The organism is Mesorhizobium waitakense, assembly GCF_056431085.1.
On the sequence record NZ_JBWKME010000143.1, the window covers coordinates 54,675 to 70,884 of the forward strand.

Consider the following 16,210-nt stretch of genomic DNA (forward strand, 5'->3'; position numbering starts at 1 on the left):
GTATTTCAGTGGAATGTTCCTACCGGCACGTAGCCCGCCATCTCCGGCAGCCAGAGCGTAATCTGGGGCACGAAGACGAGGACGAAGAGCGCCAGGATCAAGATGAAAAGCAGGAACCAGACTTCGCCAAGAATTGTCGCGACCTTGATGCCGGTAATGCCCGATATGAGGAAAACCAGCTGGCCCATCGGCGGTGTAATCAGTCCGATCATCATATTCACCGTGGAGACGACGCCGAAATAGACGGGATCGATGCCAAGTTCCCGCACGGTCGGCATCAGGATCGGGATGACGATCAGCAGCATCAGCAAGGTGTCGAGCAGTGCGCCGAGGATCAGGAACAGAACCGTCACCAGCAGCATGAACATCAGCGGGCTGAGGTCCAGCGAGGCAATCCAGCTTCCGAGCTGATCCGGTATCTGCTCCGCCGCGACGACGTAGTTCATCAGCACGGCACCGGCGATGGTGATCGCAACGATGGCGGTCGAGCGCGACGATTCCATCAACACATTGAACAGGACCTTTGGCGACAGGGTCCGGTACCAGAACAGCGCCAGCAGCAAGGCACAGAAAGCCGCCACCGCCGCCGCTTCGGTCGGAGTGACCGCGCCCGAGTAGATGCCGCCGAGCAGGATGACGGGCAACACCAGGGTCGGTGCCGCGTCGCGTGTCACGGCAATCGCTTCTTGCCGGGTTGGCTTCGGCTGCGTCGGAAAATTCTGCAGCCGCGCCTGCACCGCCACCACGGCCATCATGACCAGCGCCAGAAAGATGCCGGGGCCGACACCCCCCATGAAAAGATAGCCGATCGACGTGTTGGAAACGACGCCGTAGAGCACCATCGGGATGGAGGGTGGAATGATCGGTCCCAGGATCGAGGATGCCGACGTGAGCGCCGCTGCAAAACCGGGGCGGTAGCCAGCCTTGATCATCATGTCGATGGAAATCTTGCCGGGGCCTGCCGCGTCCGCCAGCGCGCTGCCGCTCATGCCGGCAAAGATCACGCTCGCGACGATGTTGACATGAGCAAGTCCGCCTCGAAACCGGCCGACGAGGAGGTTGGCGAAGCCGAACATCTTGTCGGTCATCTTGCCCGCATTCATCAATTCGGCGGCGAAGATGAACAACGGCACCGCAAGCATGACGAAGTTGCCGTAGATCCCGTTGAGGCTCTGGCTGGCGACCAGGCCCATGTCGCGGCCGGTGATGACGAAGTAGACGATACCGGAGGCCAGCATGGCGTGGCCGAGCGGCATACCGGCGAACATCCAGACGAAGAACAAAGCGAACATCACCTCGACGGCGAAGGACATGAAAATTCCTAGATATGCTGTTCCCAACCGGGTCGGAACAATTGCCAGAGGCGCCGAAGCGCGCTGACGACTACGGCGACAAGGAAGATCAGGAAGCTTCCGAACACGAACTGCATGGGCAGATGCAGCAACGTTGAGTGACGGGTACGAAGGAACAGGATGTAGTCGAAAGTGCCGGGCAGGGCGGCAAGGAACACCACCGCCAGGGAAAGCGTCACGAAAACGGCCAGGACCCGTCGGGACCGGGGTGGAAACAGGCCGTAGATAACGTCGAAGACAATGTGCTGCCGCTCTTTGATCAGTACGTCGCTCGTCCAAAACACGATCCACACATAAGCGACCACGCAAAGCTCGTTCGTCCACGATATCGGCGCGTTGAAGACGTAGCGGGCGACGATGCCGACGACGAAGCCGGCGAACATCACGGCAAAAGCCACGACGCTCACCGACTCCGCCAGTCGCTTCCAGACGATAGCCAAGGACTGCATCAACAGAGCTTAGGCAGCGCCGATACGATCAAGCATGCCCTTGGGCCAGTTTTTCGAGAAGTCCGAATTGACGAAAGCATCCAGTACATGTTTTTGGAAAGCCGCCACGTCCGGGGTCGTCACCGTGTTGCCGTGAGCCTCGAGGAACGCCTTGCCATCGTTTTCGGTGGCGATCACGCCGTCGTCGTTGACCTTCTTGGCCACTTCCTCGGCCGCGAGGATCGCCTTCTTCTCGTCGTCGCTGAGCCCGTCCCAGAACGCCGTCGGCATGGTGAAGAAGACATTCGCCACTTGGTGGCCGGTCAGTACGACCTGTTTCGACACCTCGTAGAACTTTGACGCGATGGCGTCCGGAAGCGGGTTTTCGAGCCCGTCGATCGTGCCGGTCTGCATAGCAAGATAGACTTCCTCGAAGGCCAGCGGGGTGGCGCTGGCGCCAAGCGCGTTCCCAAGGAATTGCCAGGCAGCCGAACCCGGCATGCGCAACTTCACGCCCTTAAGATCCGCCGGCACGTTGACGGTGCGAGGTGTACGCAGGATGACATGTCGGGTGCCGAGATACTGGCTCCTGAGGATCTGCAATTTCAGATCGCTCGCCACCTTGTCCTTGAATTCCTTGCCGACGTCGCCGCCGTACACCGCATCCAGGTGTTTGGCATCGCGGAACAGATAGCCGGTGGTGAAGATCGAAAATTCCGGGATCAACTCGGAAATATCCGAAGGCGAGGTGAGGGCGATTTCGAGATTGCCGCGCTGCATCGCCTCGATTTCGGTGCCCTGTGCGAACAGCGTGCCGTTGTAGTGCAACTGTACGTCAAAAGCACCCGGCATCGACTTGTCGAGTTCCGCCTTGAACGCTTGCAGCGCCTTGGATTGCCATTCGGTGTCCGGACCGGGCGTCGAGGCACGGATGACCTTGCCTGCCGCGAAAGCGAGTCGCGAGACGAAGGGCGCCGCAAGGACGCCCAAGGCGCCGGCAACGACCGCGCGGCGGCCAACGGCTCGATTAAGAAATGGAGACTCCTGTTTGCTCATGCTCTTCCCCTCCTGCGTCGCTGTTGGGTCGCCTTCGATGGCGCGCGACCTGACGAACGGATGGTTTCACCACAGCTACAAATCGTCAAGCTGAATGTTGACAATAGGCAATCAATCATCATTTGTTGCGAGCCGGAGGGCGCAAACTGCTCTCAAACAGACGAGCGAGCCGACCTATGAAGATCCAGACGCCAGCCCTGCCGAGGATCGATTGCTTCATGGTCGCGGCGGCGACACCGCTGACGGCCGACCTGCACCCCGACATCAAACTCCTCGTCCGTCACATCGATATGCTGTTCGGTGCCGGCTGCGACGGCATCGCGCTCTTTGGCACGACGGGCGAGGGCACCGAGTTCTCGATGGAGGACAGGATAGAAGCACTTGATGGCGTCATTTCCGCCGGTATCGCGCCTGGCCGGCTCATCGTTTCGGTCGGCGCGCTGTCGATCCCGGATATTGCGCGGCTGGCTCATCATGCGCTCGACCGTGGCGTTGACAGCCTGCTGCTCATGCCGCCTTGCGTCTATCGCGGCGGCATCACCGATGACGGCACCTTTCGCTTCTACGCGAGTGTCATCGACCGTATCGCGCGGGCGGATCTGAAACTGTGCCTCTATCATTTCCCGGATATTTGCGGCGTTCGGCTGACGCCGCGCGTCATCCGGCGGCTGGACGAGGCCTATCCGGGGATCATCAGCGGCGTGAAGGACAGCGGCGGGGACCTGGATTTCACCGAGGCCTTGATACGCCGCTTCTCGCACTTGTCGATCTACACGGGCTCTGAGACCCATCTGCCGCAAGCGCTCGCCGCGGGTGCGCGCGGCACCATATGCGGCCTCGGCAACGCCATGCCGCGTCTGATGCGCGCGATGTTCGACGCATCGACCGCCTTCGATCGCCGCAAGCTCGTGCCGGCCTTGTTGGGCGGCGACTCCATCCTTTCGAGGAAACCGTTCCCTGCCTCGGTGAAGGCCGTACTCGCGTCGGCCAGTGGCGAGCCGGGTTGGAACCGGGTTCTGCCGCCGATGTCTGAGATAGCCATGCCCGAAAGAGATTGGCTGCTGCGGGATTTCTTCCGTTGGGAGCAGAACCTGCCGCCGGCTTGGCGCAGTTTTCAACCGAGCGAACCACAGATCGGGTCGCAGGTAGTCAAGATACGGCGCGCCTAGCCAGGCTTGTTGTCTACGGTCGGCAGATTGACTGCGTTAACAGTGGATCGTCCGAATTCGGGCCCTTCCTATGCATTGCGCCGCTCAGCAGGAGAGCACGGCTTTTCTGCCGGCTAAAGCCGGCGGCTATAGCTACCAAAGACTTGTTCGTCTTGAGCAATTATTATAATAGCATAATCAGACTGTTTGGAGACGCCGGATGCGCTGCGATTTGGGAGGCAAGGTCGCACTGGTCACCGGCGCGGCCGGGGCGATAGGCAGCGTGATCGCCAGGCGATTGTCCGACAACGGCGCAACGGTCATTGTCGCCGACATCGATATCGATGGTGCGGAGCGCGTCGTGGAGATGCTGCCCAACGCGATGGCCTGCTCGGTGGACATCCGAAACTCGGCGTCGGTGGATGCCAGCATCGCCACGATCACGCAACGCTATGGTCGTCTCGATATTCTGATCAACAATGCCGGCGTCAACACGCTGGCGCACCGCGTTACGCTGGATGAATTTCCTCCCGAGGAGTGGGATCGCATTACCGGCATCGACCTTGATGGCCTCTATGTCATGAGCCGCGCCGCGCTTCGACCGATGCTTGCGGCCGGCAAGGGCGGACGTATCATCAACATCGCCTCGGTCGTCGGCCTTGCGGCCATGCGTCTGCAGAGCCCGTTCGTCGCTGCCAAGGCCGCAATCATCCACCTCACACGGTCGATGGCGATTGAACTGGGAGGCAAGGGCATCCTGACCAACGCGGTTGCTCCCGGCTCGGTAATGACCACGCTGACGAAAAAGCTTTTCTACGGCGAAGACGGCAAGTTCGCCGGCCGCACGGAGGAATTTCTCGCCCATGTGCCGCTCGGCCGGCCGGGCCAGCCAGACGAAATCGCCGAGGCAGTGCTCTTTCTTGCCTCTCCGGCTGCTAGCTATGTCAATGGCCAGGTGCTTGCCGTCGATGGCGGCTGGACGGCGGGATACATGATGTGAGTGCGGGATGGAAATCGAGCTTGCAGGCACCGCCTTCGCCATGAATGGCGAACTTAACCCCGTCGCCGAGGCCGCGCTTGCCGCGCTCCAGGCCAATGGTGGCCATCTGGTCGAGGGCTCCCAAGCCCCCGGGGCGGATATCCTGCTGATTTCCTGCCCGTTGCGGCCTAGAGCGGTGACGGGTGAACCGAAATCCTTGTACGCGGATGCGCGGAAGGCGGCGGTAAGCATGACCGAGCGTGGAAGCGGACGCATCGTGTTCCTGCTGTCGGTGACGGCCGGCATGCCGATGCGTCGCCACCCGCGCTTTTCGATGGAGAATGCATCCATTCTCGCCGGCATGCGCACATTGGCCATGGAGTTTGGACCGAAGGTCCTGGTCAATGCCGTTGGGCTCGGCGCGGTCGAGGACGAAAAAATGGTTTCCGGCGACAAAGCTATGCTCAGCCACACGCCGGTTGGACGCCCCGGCATGATCTCGGAAGCGGTGGCTGCCGTGCTGTTCTTCTGCGATCCGCTGAACACCTATACAACTGGCCAGATGCTGGGCGTCGACGGCGGCTGGACAGCAGGCTACGGCCGCAACTTCTGAAGCATCGGCCCGGCGCGTAAGGCGACCGGTTTGATGCCGTCGCCGTCTGCCCGGCGATGAGTGGAAACCCGCCGCTTGACCCTCTATGATGCGCCGAGATGGTTTGCGGAGTGCATTGATGGCGGTGAAGTCTGGCGACGGCGAGAAGAAGTCGCCGCAGCGCCTCGGTGTGCGCGAGATCGCCAAACGCGTCGGCGTAGCGCCGATGACGGTATCGCGCGCGCTGTCCAATCCCGACATGGTCTCGCCCGAGACGCGCGCCAAGGTTCTGGAGGCCATCGAGCAGGCGGGCTTCGTTCCGAACAGGCTGGCCTCGAGTATGCGCGGCAACGGCCGCATGATCGGCACGGTGGTGCCGCCGCTGATCAATTCAGGCATCGCCGAACAGGTGCAAGGCATGTCCGACGAGTGCCATGCGTGCGGCTATTCAATGCTGTTGGTGCAAGGCGAGTTCACGCCGGAGGCCGAAGAGAAATCGATCCGCACGCTGCTCGGCTGGCGCCCGGTCGGCATGATCCTGCAAAGCTTCGTGCAAAGCGAAGTGGCGCGTGCGTTGCTGAAGAGCAGTGATGTGCCGGTGGTCGAAATATCCGAGATAAAGGGACGCAAGCCGATCGACATGGTGGTCGGCGTCTCCAACTTCGAGACCGCCTACGCCATGACCATGCATCTGGCGGCCAAGGGCTACAAGCGCATAGGCTTCGTCTCGACGCCAATACATGGCAACGACCGGCTGCAGCAGCGGCGCACCGGCTATCATGCCGCGCTGACTGAACTTGGCATCAAGAACCATGGCAGCATGGAGGTCGAAGTGCCGATCACGGCGCAGGGCGGCGCCGAGGCGCTGGTGACTTTGACGAGCCGCCACAAGGACATCGACGCCATCTTCTTTTCCAGCGATACACTGGCGGTCGGAGCTGTACAGGAATGCCACCGGCGCCGCTGGGCGGTGCCAGGCAGGATCGCGATTGCCGGCTATGGCGACATGGATCTCGCCGCCCAACTGTTTCCACCTCTGACCACGGTCAAGGTCAATCGTTACGAGATGGGCCGGCGCTCGGTGCGGCAGTTGCTGGCGAGGCTAGGCGGAAACACCAAGGTGCCCACCATTACCAGCCTCGGTTTCCAGATTGTCGACCGCGAAAGCGCCTGATCACTTGCCGCGTTTCGGCTTCGCGCTTTCTTCGCGGCGGCCAAGCCGCTTTTCCCAGGCTTCGGCGTGGACGTTGAGATAGGCGTTGGGATCGTAGGGGTGATGCTTGATCGCGTCGATGTTGAGATCTATGCCGAGCCCGGGCGCGTCCGGCAGCGACAGATGGCCATTCCTGGAATTGACGGTCGGATGCCAGGTGACGAGATCACGCGTCCAGGGATCGTTGAAGGCGTCAAAATGCTCCTGAATGAGGAAGTTTGACACCGCCGCCGCCAGCTGCAGGCACACCGCTGTCGCCACCGGCCCGCCGCTTTGATGCGGAGCGATGTGGCTGCCATGGGCAAGCGCCAGATTGGCCACTTGCATCGATGGCCCAATGCCGCCGAGCGACATCGGCTCGGGCTGGAAGATGTTGACGCCGCCACCCGCGGCCAGCGCGTAGAACTGGCCGACCGTGTCGTACATCTCGCCGGTGGCGACGGGGATCGGTGAGCGATGTGCGACTTCGTGCACGGTTTCCTGCCTGTCGCGCGAGGTCGGCTCTTCCCACCAGTAGATGTCGAGATCGGCGAATTTCTGCGCCGCCTGAAGTGCCGCGATCTCGGTGAAGCGCGCATGCACGTCGATCAGAATCAGCGTGTCCTTCGGCAGATGGTCGCGCAGCGTTCGGCAGATTGCGTAGGAAAGATCCAACTCCTCACGAGAAATGAAACCTTGCGCCGTGCCGAAAGGGTCAAGCTTGAACGCCTTGAAGCCTTTCGCCAGCACTGCCTTGGCCGCCTCCAGAAAAGCCTCCGGCGTGCGCTCGGTGCGATACCAGCCATTGGCATAGCCGAGCACGCTGTTGCGCACCTGTCCGCCGAGAAGCTGGTGGATCGGCACGCCAAGGCTTTTGCCCAGTATGTCCCAGCAGGCGACCTCGATGGCCGCGATCACCGTACGGTGAATGTGGCCGCCATCGAGCGACACGCTGTCCAGCATGCGCTTTGCCAGCAAGTTGATCCGGCGCGGATCCTGTCCGATGGCGAGATGCTTGAGTTCATGCACTCCGGCTTCGGTGGTCTTTATGAAGCCGTTCAACGTGCCTTCGCCGATGCCATTAATACCCTTGTCGGTATGCACCTTGACGAAGAGCCAGTTTTTCCAGCCGGCTCCAACGGAAAAAGTCTCGATCTCGGTGATCTTCATGCGAAACCCTAGCTCAAAGCGGCGATCGTGGCGACGACGGCCTCGGTGGTCAGGCCATACTTCGTTTGCAAGGTCGGCACCGCGCCGCATTCGATGTAGAGGTCGGGCAGGCCGATGCGCGTCACTTTCTTCGTTATGCCCGCATCGAACAGGGTCTCGACGACAAGGCTAGCTAACCCGCCGACCACGACATGGTTTTCCGCCGTCACGACACGGCCAACCGAACCGGCAAATTCGGCCACCGCCTCGGCGTCGAACGGTTTTATGGTCGGCACATGCAGCACGCCGGCGGAAATGCCCTGTTTGCGCAAAGCGTCGGCCGCGTCCAGCGCCCGCTCGGTCATGAAGCCGGTCGAGATAATGCCGACATCCGCGCCTTCGCGAAGCCGCCGCGCCTTGCCGATCTCGAAGGTGTAGCCGGCTTCGAATACCGCTGGCACGCTGCCGCGCAGCAGCCGCATGTAGACCGGCCCATGATGCTCGGCGATTAACACGGTGGCCGCGTCGATCTCGGTCGCATCGCAGGGATCGATGATGGTGAGGCCGGGAATCATGCGCATCAGCGCCAGATCCTCGATCGCCTGATGCGTGCCGCCATAACCGGTCGTCAGTCCAGGCAGGCCGGCAACGATTTTGACGTTGAGGTTCGAGTGGGCGAGCGCGATGGCGACGAAATCAAAGGCGCGCCGGGTCGCGAACACGCCATACGTCGTTGCGAACGGCACCTTGCCGGTGCGGGCCAGCCCGGCGGCGACGGCGACGAGATTCTGTTCGGCCATGCCGACATTGAAAAAGCGGTCCGGAAAGGCGTCGCGGAACGGGTGGATGTCGGTGTATTTGCCGAGGTCGGCGGTCAGCCCGACAATGTCGGGCCGGCTCTGGCCAAGCCTTGCCAGCGCGCGGCCGAACGGCGCTTCCACGCTCTGCCGGCCGCCGCCAACGGCCTCGTCCTGACCCATGGCCAGGGTGCGTCCGGCCTCCAGCCTTGCGCCGCTCATTGTTGTGTTCCCTCGCCGGGCTTTGCTTCGGCACTTTTGTCGAACTCGGCGATGATGCCGTCCCATTGCGCCATATCGATGCGGAAGAAGTGCGACTTCTCGCTGGCCTCAATGCGCGGCACGCCCTTGCCGGGCAAAGTGCGCAGCACGATCGCCTTGGGCCTGCCGTTGCGGTTGCGGGCATCGCCCAGTGCGCCGACCACGGCCGTCATGTCGTTGCCGTCGATCTCGAACGTCTCCCAGCCGAAGGCGCGCCATTTGCCGGCTACAGGTTCCATGTCGAGCACCATGGGTCCGTCGGCCTGGATGCCGTTGCAATCGATCAGCGCCACCAGACCATCGAGTTTGAAATGGCTGGCCGACATGGCCGCCTCCCAGGTCGAGCCCTCCTGCATCTCGCCATCAGACAGTTCGACGAAGACGCGCGCGTCGGAACGGTCGACACGCAGCCCGAGCGCCTGACCGACACCTTGGCCCAGGCCATGGCCGAGTGAGCCGCCGATCATCTCGACGCCGGGGGTTGTGTCGAGCGTCGACATTTCCAGTCGGCTGTTGTCGGCGCCATATGTCACCAGCTCCTCGACCGGGATGATGCCGGCCTCGGCGAGCGCCGCCCACAGAGCGATGGAATAGTGCCCGGTGGACAAAAGGAATCGGTCGCGATCGGCCCAGCCGAGATTGTGCGGGTCGTATCGCAGTTCGTGGAAATAAAGCGCGGCCAGCGTATCGGCGATGCCGAGGCCCTGGCCGATATAACCCTGGCCCTGACCGCGCGCCATGGTCAGCATGTGTCGGCGCAAATGTGCGGCCCGACGTTCCAGTGCGCCGATATCGGCGTTGCCGGGTGGAGAATTCCGAAGCATCCTGTTCCTAGTCCTTGTCGAGCCCGCCGGACATGTTGAGCCGTTCGGCGGTCATGTATTTCGGGGCGTCTAGGCAGAGCCACACCACCGCTTCAGCGACCTCTGAAATCTCTGCGCGGCGCCCGAGCGGGATGCGGCGCGTTCGCTCGTCGAGAAAGGCCTGCAGATCGTTGCGGCCATTGGCGCGGGCAAGGTCAGCCTCGGTGGAGCGCTGCATCTCGGTATCCATCATGCCCGGAGCCAGGCTGTTGACCAGAACACCGTAGGGCGCGAGCGCGACCGCAGCGGCTCGGGTGATGGAATCGACGCCAGCCTTGCTCGCCGTGTAGGCGGTATAGTCAGGCAGCGCCATACGCGAGCCAGGCGAGGTGATGTTGACGATGCGGCCCGAACGCTGGTCGCGCATCACACGGCCCGCCGCCTTGCAGGCCATGGCAAGTGCGGTGACGTTGAGCGCCAGCGTGCGCGTCCAGGCCTTGAAGGTTGCGTCGAGGAATGGCTCGATCACCCCATAGCCGGCGTTGTTGACGAGAATGTCGATGCCGCCCCAGCGTGCGACCACTTTGGCGACGGCGGCCTCTGGCGCGCCTTCCAGCGTAAAGTCGCCAACGATCGTCTCGGCGTCGCCGCCGGCTTCCCTGATCCGCCGGGCGGTCTCGCCGGTTCCTTCCGCGTTGATATCGGCAACGGCAACTGCGCAACCGCGCCGTGCGAGCTGGATTGCCACCTCGCGGCCAAGCCCGCCGGCAGCTCCCGTGACGAGGGCCCTGGGTGGTGTGGTATCGTGATTTTCGCCAGGCAAGCGATCACCCTCCCGGTGGCCATCTTGACGCGTTTGATACCGGTACCATAAAAGGCTGTCAACGGGGTTGTGCTATTGTCCGCCGACCGATTAGGTTGGGCTGGAGCCGGGGAGGAAAAATGAAAATCGTCGCGCTCGAAACGCTGCAGCTGGCGGAGTTTCCGTTCCTGTTCTGGCTGCGCGTCCACACCGATGCCGGCATCATCGGCACCGGCGAGACCTTCTGGGCGCCGGGTCCGGTCGCCTCCTACATCCACGACAATGTCGCCGCCTATCTCCTGGGCAAGGACCCGCGCAACATCGAGCTGCACGACCGCACGCTAGGCAGCGTCTATGTCGGCGCGCGCGATTCCGGCGCCGAGGTGCGCGGTAACTCCGCCGTCAACATCGCGCTATGGGATATTTACGGCCGGGCGCTCGGCGAGCCGGTCTGGCGGCTGCTCGGCGGCCGCACCCATAAGACCGTACCGATCTATAACACTTGCGCCGGCTACAAACATGTGCGCGCTTCAAAGAAGAACGCCTTGTTCGAGCGTGGCGAAGATTGGTCGCTCAAATCAGGCGATTCGAACGAAGGCCCGTACGATGACCTGCTGGCCTGGCGCTACAATGCCGGCGATCTCGCCAGGAGCCTGAAATCCGAAGGCATCGGGGCGATGAAGATATGGCCGTTCGACATCGCCGCCGAGGCCTCGAACGGCACCCGCATTTCGCTTGCCGACCTCGACAAGGCGCTGGAACCCTTTCAGAAGATTCGTGACGCCGTCGGCCGTGACATGGAGATTATGGTCGAGTTGCATGGGCTGTGGACCTTGCCGCCGGTACTGCGCATCGCCGAGGCGCTGAAGCCCTACGATGTCGCCTGGCTGGAGGAACCGATCCGCTACAACGAACTCGACGCGATGGCGGAACTTGCGCGCCGCACCTCGATACCAATCGCGGCCAGCGAGCGACTGGCCTCGCGGCAAATGTTCAAGCAACTGATCGACAAACGCGCTGCCTCGGTGATCATGATCGACCTCGCCTGGTGCGGCGGCATCAGCGAGGCACGCAAGATCGCCAACATGGCCGAAGCCAGCGAGCTGCCGGTGACCCTGCACGACTGTACCGGGCCGATTGTCTATGCCGCCAGTTGCGCATTGTCGGCGACCTTGCCGAACGCCAACTACCAGGAAGCGGTGCGCGCCTATTTCACCGGCTGGTACACCGAGATCGTCGCCGATATCCCGCCTGTCGCGGACGGTCATGTCGCGCCGCTCGAAGGGCCAGGGCTGGGTCTCAGCTTACGGCCGGAGCTGTTCCACCGGCCCGATGCCACTTCGAGGATCACGAAAATCTAGCCTCGACGCGGCTCCATCCAGAGTCAGTAGACATTATGCTATTATAATCTATTATCTACCGAAGCGAGCGACCAACAAGCTCGCCGCCGGCGCTCCGCCGCCTGGCGCGAGACGGTTTCAGGGAGGCTCTGGTGGCAATTTCTGCGGCGCGCGCACGCGAGGACTTCAAGGGTGCGCCAAATCTGCCCGACCGGAAAATCCTGCTCGACCTTTTCGAACGCATGGTACTGCTGCGCCGCTTCGAAAGCATCGCCCAGATCGCTTGCCGCAAGGGCGAGACACCAGGCTTCCTGCACCTCTATATCGGCGAGGAGGCGACCGGCGTCGGCGTCTGCGCGCATCTGCGTCCGACCGACTGGGTAACCTCGACCCATCGCGGCCACGGCCACGCGCTGGCAAAGGGCGCCAATCCCGGCCGTGTCATGGCCGAACTGTTCGGCAAGGCCGACGGCATCTGCGGCGGCCGGGGCGGCACCATGCATCTCTACGACCGCTCGGTCGGGCTGTTCGGAACCAATGGCATCGTCGCGGCTGGCATCGGTCATGCCGTCGGTATCGGCATGAGTGCCCGCCAACAGGGGCGGGACGATATCGGCGTAGCCTTCTTCGGCGACGGTGCGGCCAATCATGGCGGCTTCCACGAGGCGCTCAACTTTGCTGCGGTCCAGGATGCGCCGGCGGTCTTCATCTGCGAGAACAATCTCTACGCCACCGCGACGCCGCTCAAATCCATCACGCTCAATCCCGAGATCGCCACCAAGGCCGCCTCCTACGGCATGCCCGGGGTAGCTGTCGACGGCAACGACGTCTTCGCCGTCTGGCTCGCCATGAAGGAAGCAACCGAGCGTGCCCGTTCCGGCAAGGGTCCGACGCTGATCGAAGCCAAGACATACCGCACCGTCGGTCATCATGAGGGCGACCCGGTCATCGGCACCTACAGGACGCAAGAGGAGCTCGATGCCTGGATCAAGCGCGACCCGATCGACATGTTCCGCAAGCGGCTGATCGAGGAGTACGGCGTCGCCGACGCCGAGACGCTTGCGGCCATCGAAACCCGGGTCGAGAAGGTGGTCGAGGAAGCACTGGCCTTCGCCCGCAATTCGTCCGAGCCGGATCCGGCAACGGTGCGGCTGCATGTCTTTGCCGATCCGATCAATCCGCCCTCTGCCTTGTTGCCGCGCGCGGTCTCCGAGATGCGTACGCAAGGCTGGCTGGAGGCGGTGCGCGACGGTATTGCCGAAGAGATGCGCGCCAATCCCGCTATCCTCTACTTCGGCGAGGGAACCGGAGAGCGTGGCGGCAGCTTCGCCCACACCAAGAATCTCTGGCAGGAGTTCGGCGCCGGGCGCATGGTCGACACGCCGATTTCCGAACAGGGTTTTACCGCCGCCGCCGTCGGCGCCTCGGCCACCGGTGCCCGCACCGTTTCGGACCTTATGTTCGCCGATTTCGCCTTCGAGACCGCCGGGCAGATTTTCCTGCAGGCTGCCAAGCTCCGCTACATGACAAGCGGCCTCATGAGCGCGCCGATGGTGGTGCGGGTCGGCGCCGGCGCCTTGCGCAGTTCAGGCCCGCACCACAGCGGCATCTATCATCCGGTCTTCGCCCATATGCCGGGCCTCATCGTCTGCGTGCCGTCAACTCCGGCGGATGCAAAGGGCCTGATGAAGACGGCGCTCAGGGCAGGCGACCCGGTCATCATGCTCGAACCCAAGGCGCTGTTTGCTTCCAAGGGTGAGGTTCCGGTCGGCGAGCATTTTGTGCCGTTCGGCGTGGCGCGGATTGCCCGCGCCGGCACCGACATCACAATTGTCGCCGCCGGCCAGATGGTGCAACGAGCACTAGAGGCCGCCGAAGCGCTGGCTGCTGAAGGCGTCGAAGTCGAAGTGATCGATCCACGCACGATCATGCCGCTCGATATCGAGACCATTGTCGCCAGCGTGCGCAAGACCCACCGGCTGCTCATCGTCGACGAAGCCTGGGCCATGTGCGGCCTTGGCGGCGAAATAGCACAAGCCATCAACGAACTCGCCTTCGACGAGCTCGACGCCCCGCCCGGTCGGCTGCACACGGCGCCGACCTCGCATCCCTTCGCGCCGGTGCTGGAGCGCGCCATGCTGGTCGACGCGCCCCGCATCGCGCAGGGCGTGCGCGACGTCATCGCCGGCAAGCCGCCGGTGCCGGATCATTGGTACACGGTCGGCCTGACGAGCGCCCCGCCTGCCAAACCCGCGCCGGCCCCGCCGAAGCCGCAACCGGCCGCTCCGGCCCCAACGACCATTGCCGCCGCCGGCGATGATGAGCCGGTTACGATGCCGTTCGGAGATCTCACCGTCAGCGAAGGCACCGTCATCAAATGGCTGAAGGCAGTCGGCGACGCGGTCAAGGAAGGCGAACTGATCGCCGAGATCGAAACCGACAAGGCCGTGGTCGAGATCGAGGCCCCGATCGCCGGCACGCTCAGCGCAATCGACCAGCCGGTCGGCGCCGTGGTGCCGATGGGCGGCCGCATTGGCGGCATCAAGAAATAGTCATCTGTTCCCATATGAAAATCCGAAGGACTAGAATGAAGATCCTGTGCGCCAACTGGCAGGCCGCTGATGATGCCGAACTTGAGCGCGAGCACTATCCGGACATCGAGCTCATCCTCGCCCGCTCGACCAACGACCAGGCCGCCGCGCTCGATCCGGCCGTATGCCAGACAGTCGACGCCGTCATCAACTATTCGCCAACCCACAATGTAGCGGCGGCCCCGACTGAGTTTCCAAACGCCAGGATCGCGGTGCGCTCCGGTGTCGGCTTCGATAACATCGACGCAGTGGGCTGGGGAGCCCGCAAAATTCCGGCTTGCAACGTTCCGGACTATGGCACCACCGAGGTCGCCGACCACGCCATCGCCCTGATGCTGGCGCTGACGCGTGGCACGTCCGCCTATGGGGCGGAGCTTTCCGGCAACGGCGCCGAAGGCTGGCATTTCTCAAAGGCGCCGCTGGTGCGCCGGCACAAAGGCGCGACCTTCGGCATTGTCGGACTCGGCCGCATCGGGCTTGCCACGGCACGCCGCGCCGCAGCCTTCGACATGAAGGTGGTGTTCTTCGATCCGCATCTCTTGTCCGGCGTTGACCTGTCGACTGGCTATGAACGCGTCCATTCGCTGGTTGAGCTGATGGAGGGGTCGGACGTGGTCAGCATTCACACGCCGCTGAGCGAAGAGACCCGGAAGCTGCTTGGGGCCGAAGCCTTCGCGGCCGCCAAGCCTGGCCTTGTCCTCGTCAACACCGCGCGCGGCCCGATCGTTGATCTCGATGCGCTGGAAGTGGCGATGCGCAAGGGCACCATCGCGGGAGCAGGCCTCGATGTGCTGCCGAGCGAACCCGGCGATCTCGACCATCCGCTTCTGGCGGCGTGGCAGCACCGCGAGTCGTGGATCGCCAGCCGGATGATCGTCTCCCCTCATGCGGCTTTCTACAGCCCAGCCTCGATGCGCGACCTGCGCCTCAAATCGATCGAGGTCGTGCATGCCTACCTTGCCGACGGCAGGCTCACCAACTGCGTCAATGCCGAATATCTGAAATGACAAATGCGGTGGCAAACACACGGCTGGCTGTTTCGCCCTATGCGCGCCGCCTGGCGCGTCAACGCGCACTGCCACTCGAAGACCTTCGCGGCAGCGGTCCGGGCGGCCGTATCCTGGCCGCCGACGTGCTGGGCTTCGTTCCGGCCGCAGCGCCTGTGGATCCGACGACTGTGGTCGCCCCCGCTGCCGCGCCCCGCTTCACAGCCTTTGCCGCATCGATCGCGTTGGGCGCTTTGCGGGACTTGCTCACCGGGCTGGAGAGCGTCGGAAAGACGTTCGATATCGACGACATTGTGCTGCGAGCGGCAGGTCGGACATTAGCCGAAATACCGGATGCCGCTGCGATTGGCGACGCATCGCTGGCACTGGAGTTGACGGGCCGGCAAGCAATTTTCGCGAACGTTTCGGGCATGCCCCTGACGTCGTTGCGCGCCATGCGACTCGCGGCTCTGGCCGACAACCGCAACGACGCGGAAACACCGGCCGCTCTGTCCTTGCGGCTGCTGCCGGCAACTGGGATCCGCCCGCTGATGATGCCGCTGCTGCCATATCGCGCGATGCGCCTGACGGTTTCGCTCAGCACTGCGGGCGATCATGCCGAATGCCTGCTCACGGCGGATGCAGCAAGCGTTGATGAGGCGGCGGCCGCGGCGTGGCTGGCCACACTGAAATCCGCGATGGAAAACCCGCTTCGGCTCTTCGTATGAGGCCGC

Annotated in this window: 15 protein-coding genes; 8 read left to right on the forward strand and 7 right to left on the reverse strand. The window is 63.1% G+C overall.

The window, feature by feature from the left end:
* Nucleotides 1-5 precede the first annotated feature (5 nt).
* From AC07FD_RS28095 to AC07FD_RS28105, 3 genes are read right to left on the reverse strand one after another with little or no spacing between them, the layout of a single operon-like run.
* A complete protein-coding gene (locus AC07FD_RS28095; protein ID WP_478352491.1) occupies nucleotides 6-1,313 on the reverse strand; it encodes a TRAP transporter large permease in 1,308 nt (435 codons plus the stop codon).
* Nucleotides 1,314-1,321: 8 nt separating this feature from the next.
* Nucleotides 1,322-1,759: a TRAP transporter small permease gene (locus AC07FD_RS28100; protein WP_478352492.1), complete on the reverse strand. Its 438-nt coding sequence runs from the start codon at nucleotides 1,757-1,759 to the stop codon at nucleotides 1,322-1,324.
* A 51-nt stretch (nucleotides 1,760-1,810) separates the two neighbouring features.
* Complete coding sequence (locus AC07FD_RS28105; protein ID WP_478352493.1) at nucleotides 1,811-2,836, reverse strand: DctP family TRAP transporter solute-binding subunit; 1,026 nt, start codon at nucleotides 2,834-2,836, stop codon at nucleotides 1,811-1,813.
* 176 nt (nucleotides 2,837-3,012) lie between these two features.
* Between AC07FD_RS28105 and AC07FD_RS28110 the strand changes: the two genes are divergently transcribed.
* From AC07FD_RS28110 to AC07FD_RS28125, 4 genes are all read left to right on the forward strand, one after another.
* The gene (locus AC07FD_RS28110; RefSeq protein WP_478352494.1) at nucleotides 3,013-4,005 is read left to right on the forward strand and encodes a dihydrodipicolinate synthase family protein; all 993 of its coding nucleotides are present in this window, start codon (nucleotides 3,013-3,015) and stop codon (nucleotides 4,003-4,005) included.
* A gap of 199 nt (nucleotides 4,006-4,204) precedes the next feature.
* Nucleotides 4,205-4,984 (forward strand): SDR family NAD(P)-dependent oxidoreductase, encoded by a 780-nt coding sequence (locus AC07FD_RS28115; protein WP_478352495.1) that lies wholly within the window; start codon nucleotides 4,205-4,207, stop codon nucleotides 4,982-4,984.
* Nucleotides 4,985-4,991: 7 nt separating this feature from the next.
* Entirely contained in the window at nucleotides 4,992-5,576 is a 585-nt protein-coding gene (locus tag AC07FD_RS28120) for an SDR family oxidoreductase (RefSeq protein ID WP_478352496.1), read from the forward strand.
* 118 nt (nucleotides 5,577-5,694) lie between these two features.
* Nucleotides 5,695-6,729, forward strand: a complete 1,035-nt coding sequence (locus AC07FD_RS28125) for a substrate-binding domain-containing protein (protein WP_478352497.1) — start codon at nucleotides 5,695-5,697, stop codon at nucleotides 6,727-6,729.
* Here AC07FD_RS28125 and AC07FD_RS28130 read toward each other — a convergent pair whose 3' ends face one another.
* From AC07FD_RS28130 to AC07FD_RS28145, 4 genes are read right to left on the reverse strand one after another with little or no spacing between them, the layout of a single operon-like run.
* Nucleotides 6,730-7,917 (reverse strand): mandelate racemase/muconate lactonizing enzyme family protein, encoded by a 1,188-nt coding sequence (locus AC07FD_RS28130; RefSeq protein WP_478352498.1) that lies wholly within the window; start codon nucleotides 7,915-7,917, stop codon nucleotides 6,730-6,732.
* 8 nt (nucleotides 7,918-7,925) lie between these two features.
* Entirely contained in the window at nucleotides 7,926-8,915 is a 990-nt protein-coding gene (locus tag AC07FD_RS28135) for a transketolase family protein (RefSeq protein ID WP_478352499.1), read from the reverse strand.
* Nucleotides 8,912-9,778: a transketolase gene (locus tag AC07FD_RS28140; RefSeq protein WP_478352500.1), complete on the reverse strand. Its 867-nt coding sequence runs from the start codon at nucleotides 9,776-9,778 to the stop codon at nucleotides 8,912-8,914. The genes AC07FD_RS28135 and AC07FD_RS28140 overlap by 4 nt, the downstream gene beginning before the upstream one ends.
* 7 nt (nucleotides 9,779-9,785) lie before the next feature.
* Complete coding sequence (locus tag AC07FD_RS28145) at nucleotides 9,786-10,580, reverse strand: SDR family NAD(P)-dependent oxidoreductase (protein WP_478352501.1); 795 nt, start codon at nucleotides 10,578-10,580, stop codon at nucleotides 9,786-9,788.
* A 119-nt stretch (nucleotides 10,581-10,699) separates the two neighbouring features.
* Here AC07FD_RS28145 and AC07FD_RS28150 point away from each other — a divergent pair, with 119 nt between their 5' ends.
* The 4 genes from AC07FD_RS28150 to AC07FD_RS28165 all read left to right on the forward strand — a co-directional run bounded on the left by AC07FD_RS28150 (nucleotide 10,700) and on the right by AC07FD_RS28165 (nucleotide 16,204).
* Entirely contained in the window at nucleotides 10,700-11,920 is a 1,221-nt protein-coding gene (locus AC07FD_RS28150) for a mandelate racemase/muconate lactonizing enzyme family protein (protein WP_478352502.1), read from the forward strand.
* A gap of 131 nt (nucleotides 11,921-12,051) precedes the next feature.
* Nucleotides 12,052-14,451, forward strand: a complete 2,400-nt coding sequence (locus AC07FD_RS28155) for a thiamine pyrophosphate-dependent enzyme (RefSeq protein WP_478352503.1) — start codon at nucleotides 12,052-12,054, stop codon at nucleotides 14,449-14,451.
* Nucleotides 14,452-14,486: 35 nt separating this feature from the next.
* Nucleotides 14,487-15,497, forward strand: coding sequence for a C-terminal binding protein (locus AC07FD_RS28160; protein WP_478352504.1), 1,011 nt, complete (start codon nucleotides 14,487-14,489; stop codon nucleotides 15,495-15,497).
* Nucleotides 15,494-16,204, forward strand: coding sequence for an E3 binding domain-containing protein (locus AC07FD_RS28165; protein ID WP_478352505.1), 711 nt, complete (start codon nucleotides 15,494-15,496; stop codon nucleotides 16,202-16,204). Before AC07FD_RS28160 ends, AC07FD_RS28165 begins: the two co-directional genes overlap by 4 nt.
* Nucleotides 16,205-16,210: the final 6 nt, after the last annotated feature.

What these genes read in the sequence shown, in the direction of transcription:
- AC07FD_RS28095 (WP_478352491.1), bottom strand. Translation starts at nt 1,313, where the DNA reads ATGTCCTTCGCCGTCGAGGTGATGTTCGCTTTGTTCTTCGTCTGGATG.
- AC07FD_RS28105 (WP_478352493.1), bottom strand. Translation starts at nt 2,836, where the DNA reads ATGAGCAAACAGGAGTCTCCATTTCTTAATCGAGCCGTTGGCCGCCGC.
- AC07FD_RS28110 (WP_478352494.1), top strand. Translation starts at nt 3,013, where the DNA reads ATGAAGATCCAGACGCCAGCCCTGCCGAGGATCGATTGCTTCATGGTC.
- AC07FD_RS28115 (WP_478352495.1), top strand. Translation starts at nt 4,205, where the DNA reads ATGCGCTGCGATTTGGGAGGCAAGGTCGCACTGGTCACCGGCGCGGCC.
- AC07FD_RS28120 (WP_478352496.1), top strand. Translation starts at nt 4,992, where the DNA reads ATGGAAATCGAGCTTGCAGGCACCGCCTTCGCCATGAATGGCGAACTT.
- AC07FD_RS28125 (WP_478352497.1), top strand. Translation starts at nt 5,695, where the DNA reads ATGGCGGTGAAGTCTGGCGACGGCGAGAAGAAGTCGCCGCAGCGCCTC.
- AC07FD_RS28130 (WP_478352498.1), bottom strand. Translation starts at nt 7,917, where the DNA reads ATGAAGATCACCGAGATCGAGACTTTTTCCGTTGGAGCCGGCTGGAAA.
- AC07FD_RS28135 (WP_478352499.1), bottom strand. Translation starts at nt 8,915, where the DNA reads ATGAGCGGCGCAAGGCTGGAGGCCGGACGCACCCTGGCCATGGGTCAG.
- AC07FD_RS28140 (WP_478352500.1), bottom strand. Translation starts at nt 9,778, where the DNA reads ATGCTTCGGAATTCTCCACCCGGCAACGCCGATATCGGCGCACTGGAA.
- AC07FD_RS28150 (WP_478352502.1), top strand. Translation starts at nt 10,700, where the DNA reads ATGAAAATCGTCGCGCTCGAAACGCTGCAGCTGGCGGAGTTTCCGTTC.
- AC07FD_RS28160 (WP_478352504.1), top strand. Translation starts at nt 14,487, where the DNA reads ATGAAGATCCTGTGCGCCAACTGGCAGGCCGCTGATGATGCCGAACTT.
- AC07FD_RS28165 (WP_478352505.1), top strand. Translation starts at nt 15,494, where the DNA reads ATGACAAATGCGGTGGCAAACACACGGCTGGCTGTTTCGCCCTATGCG.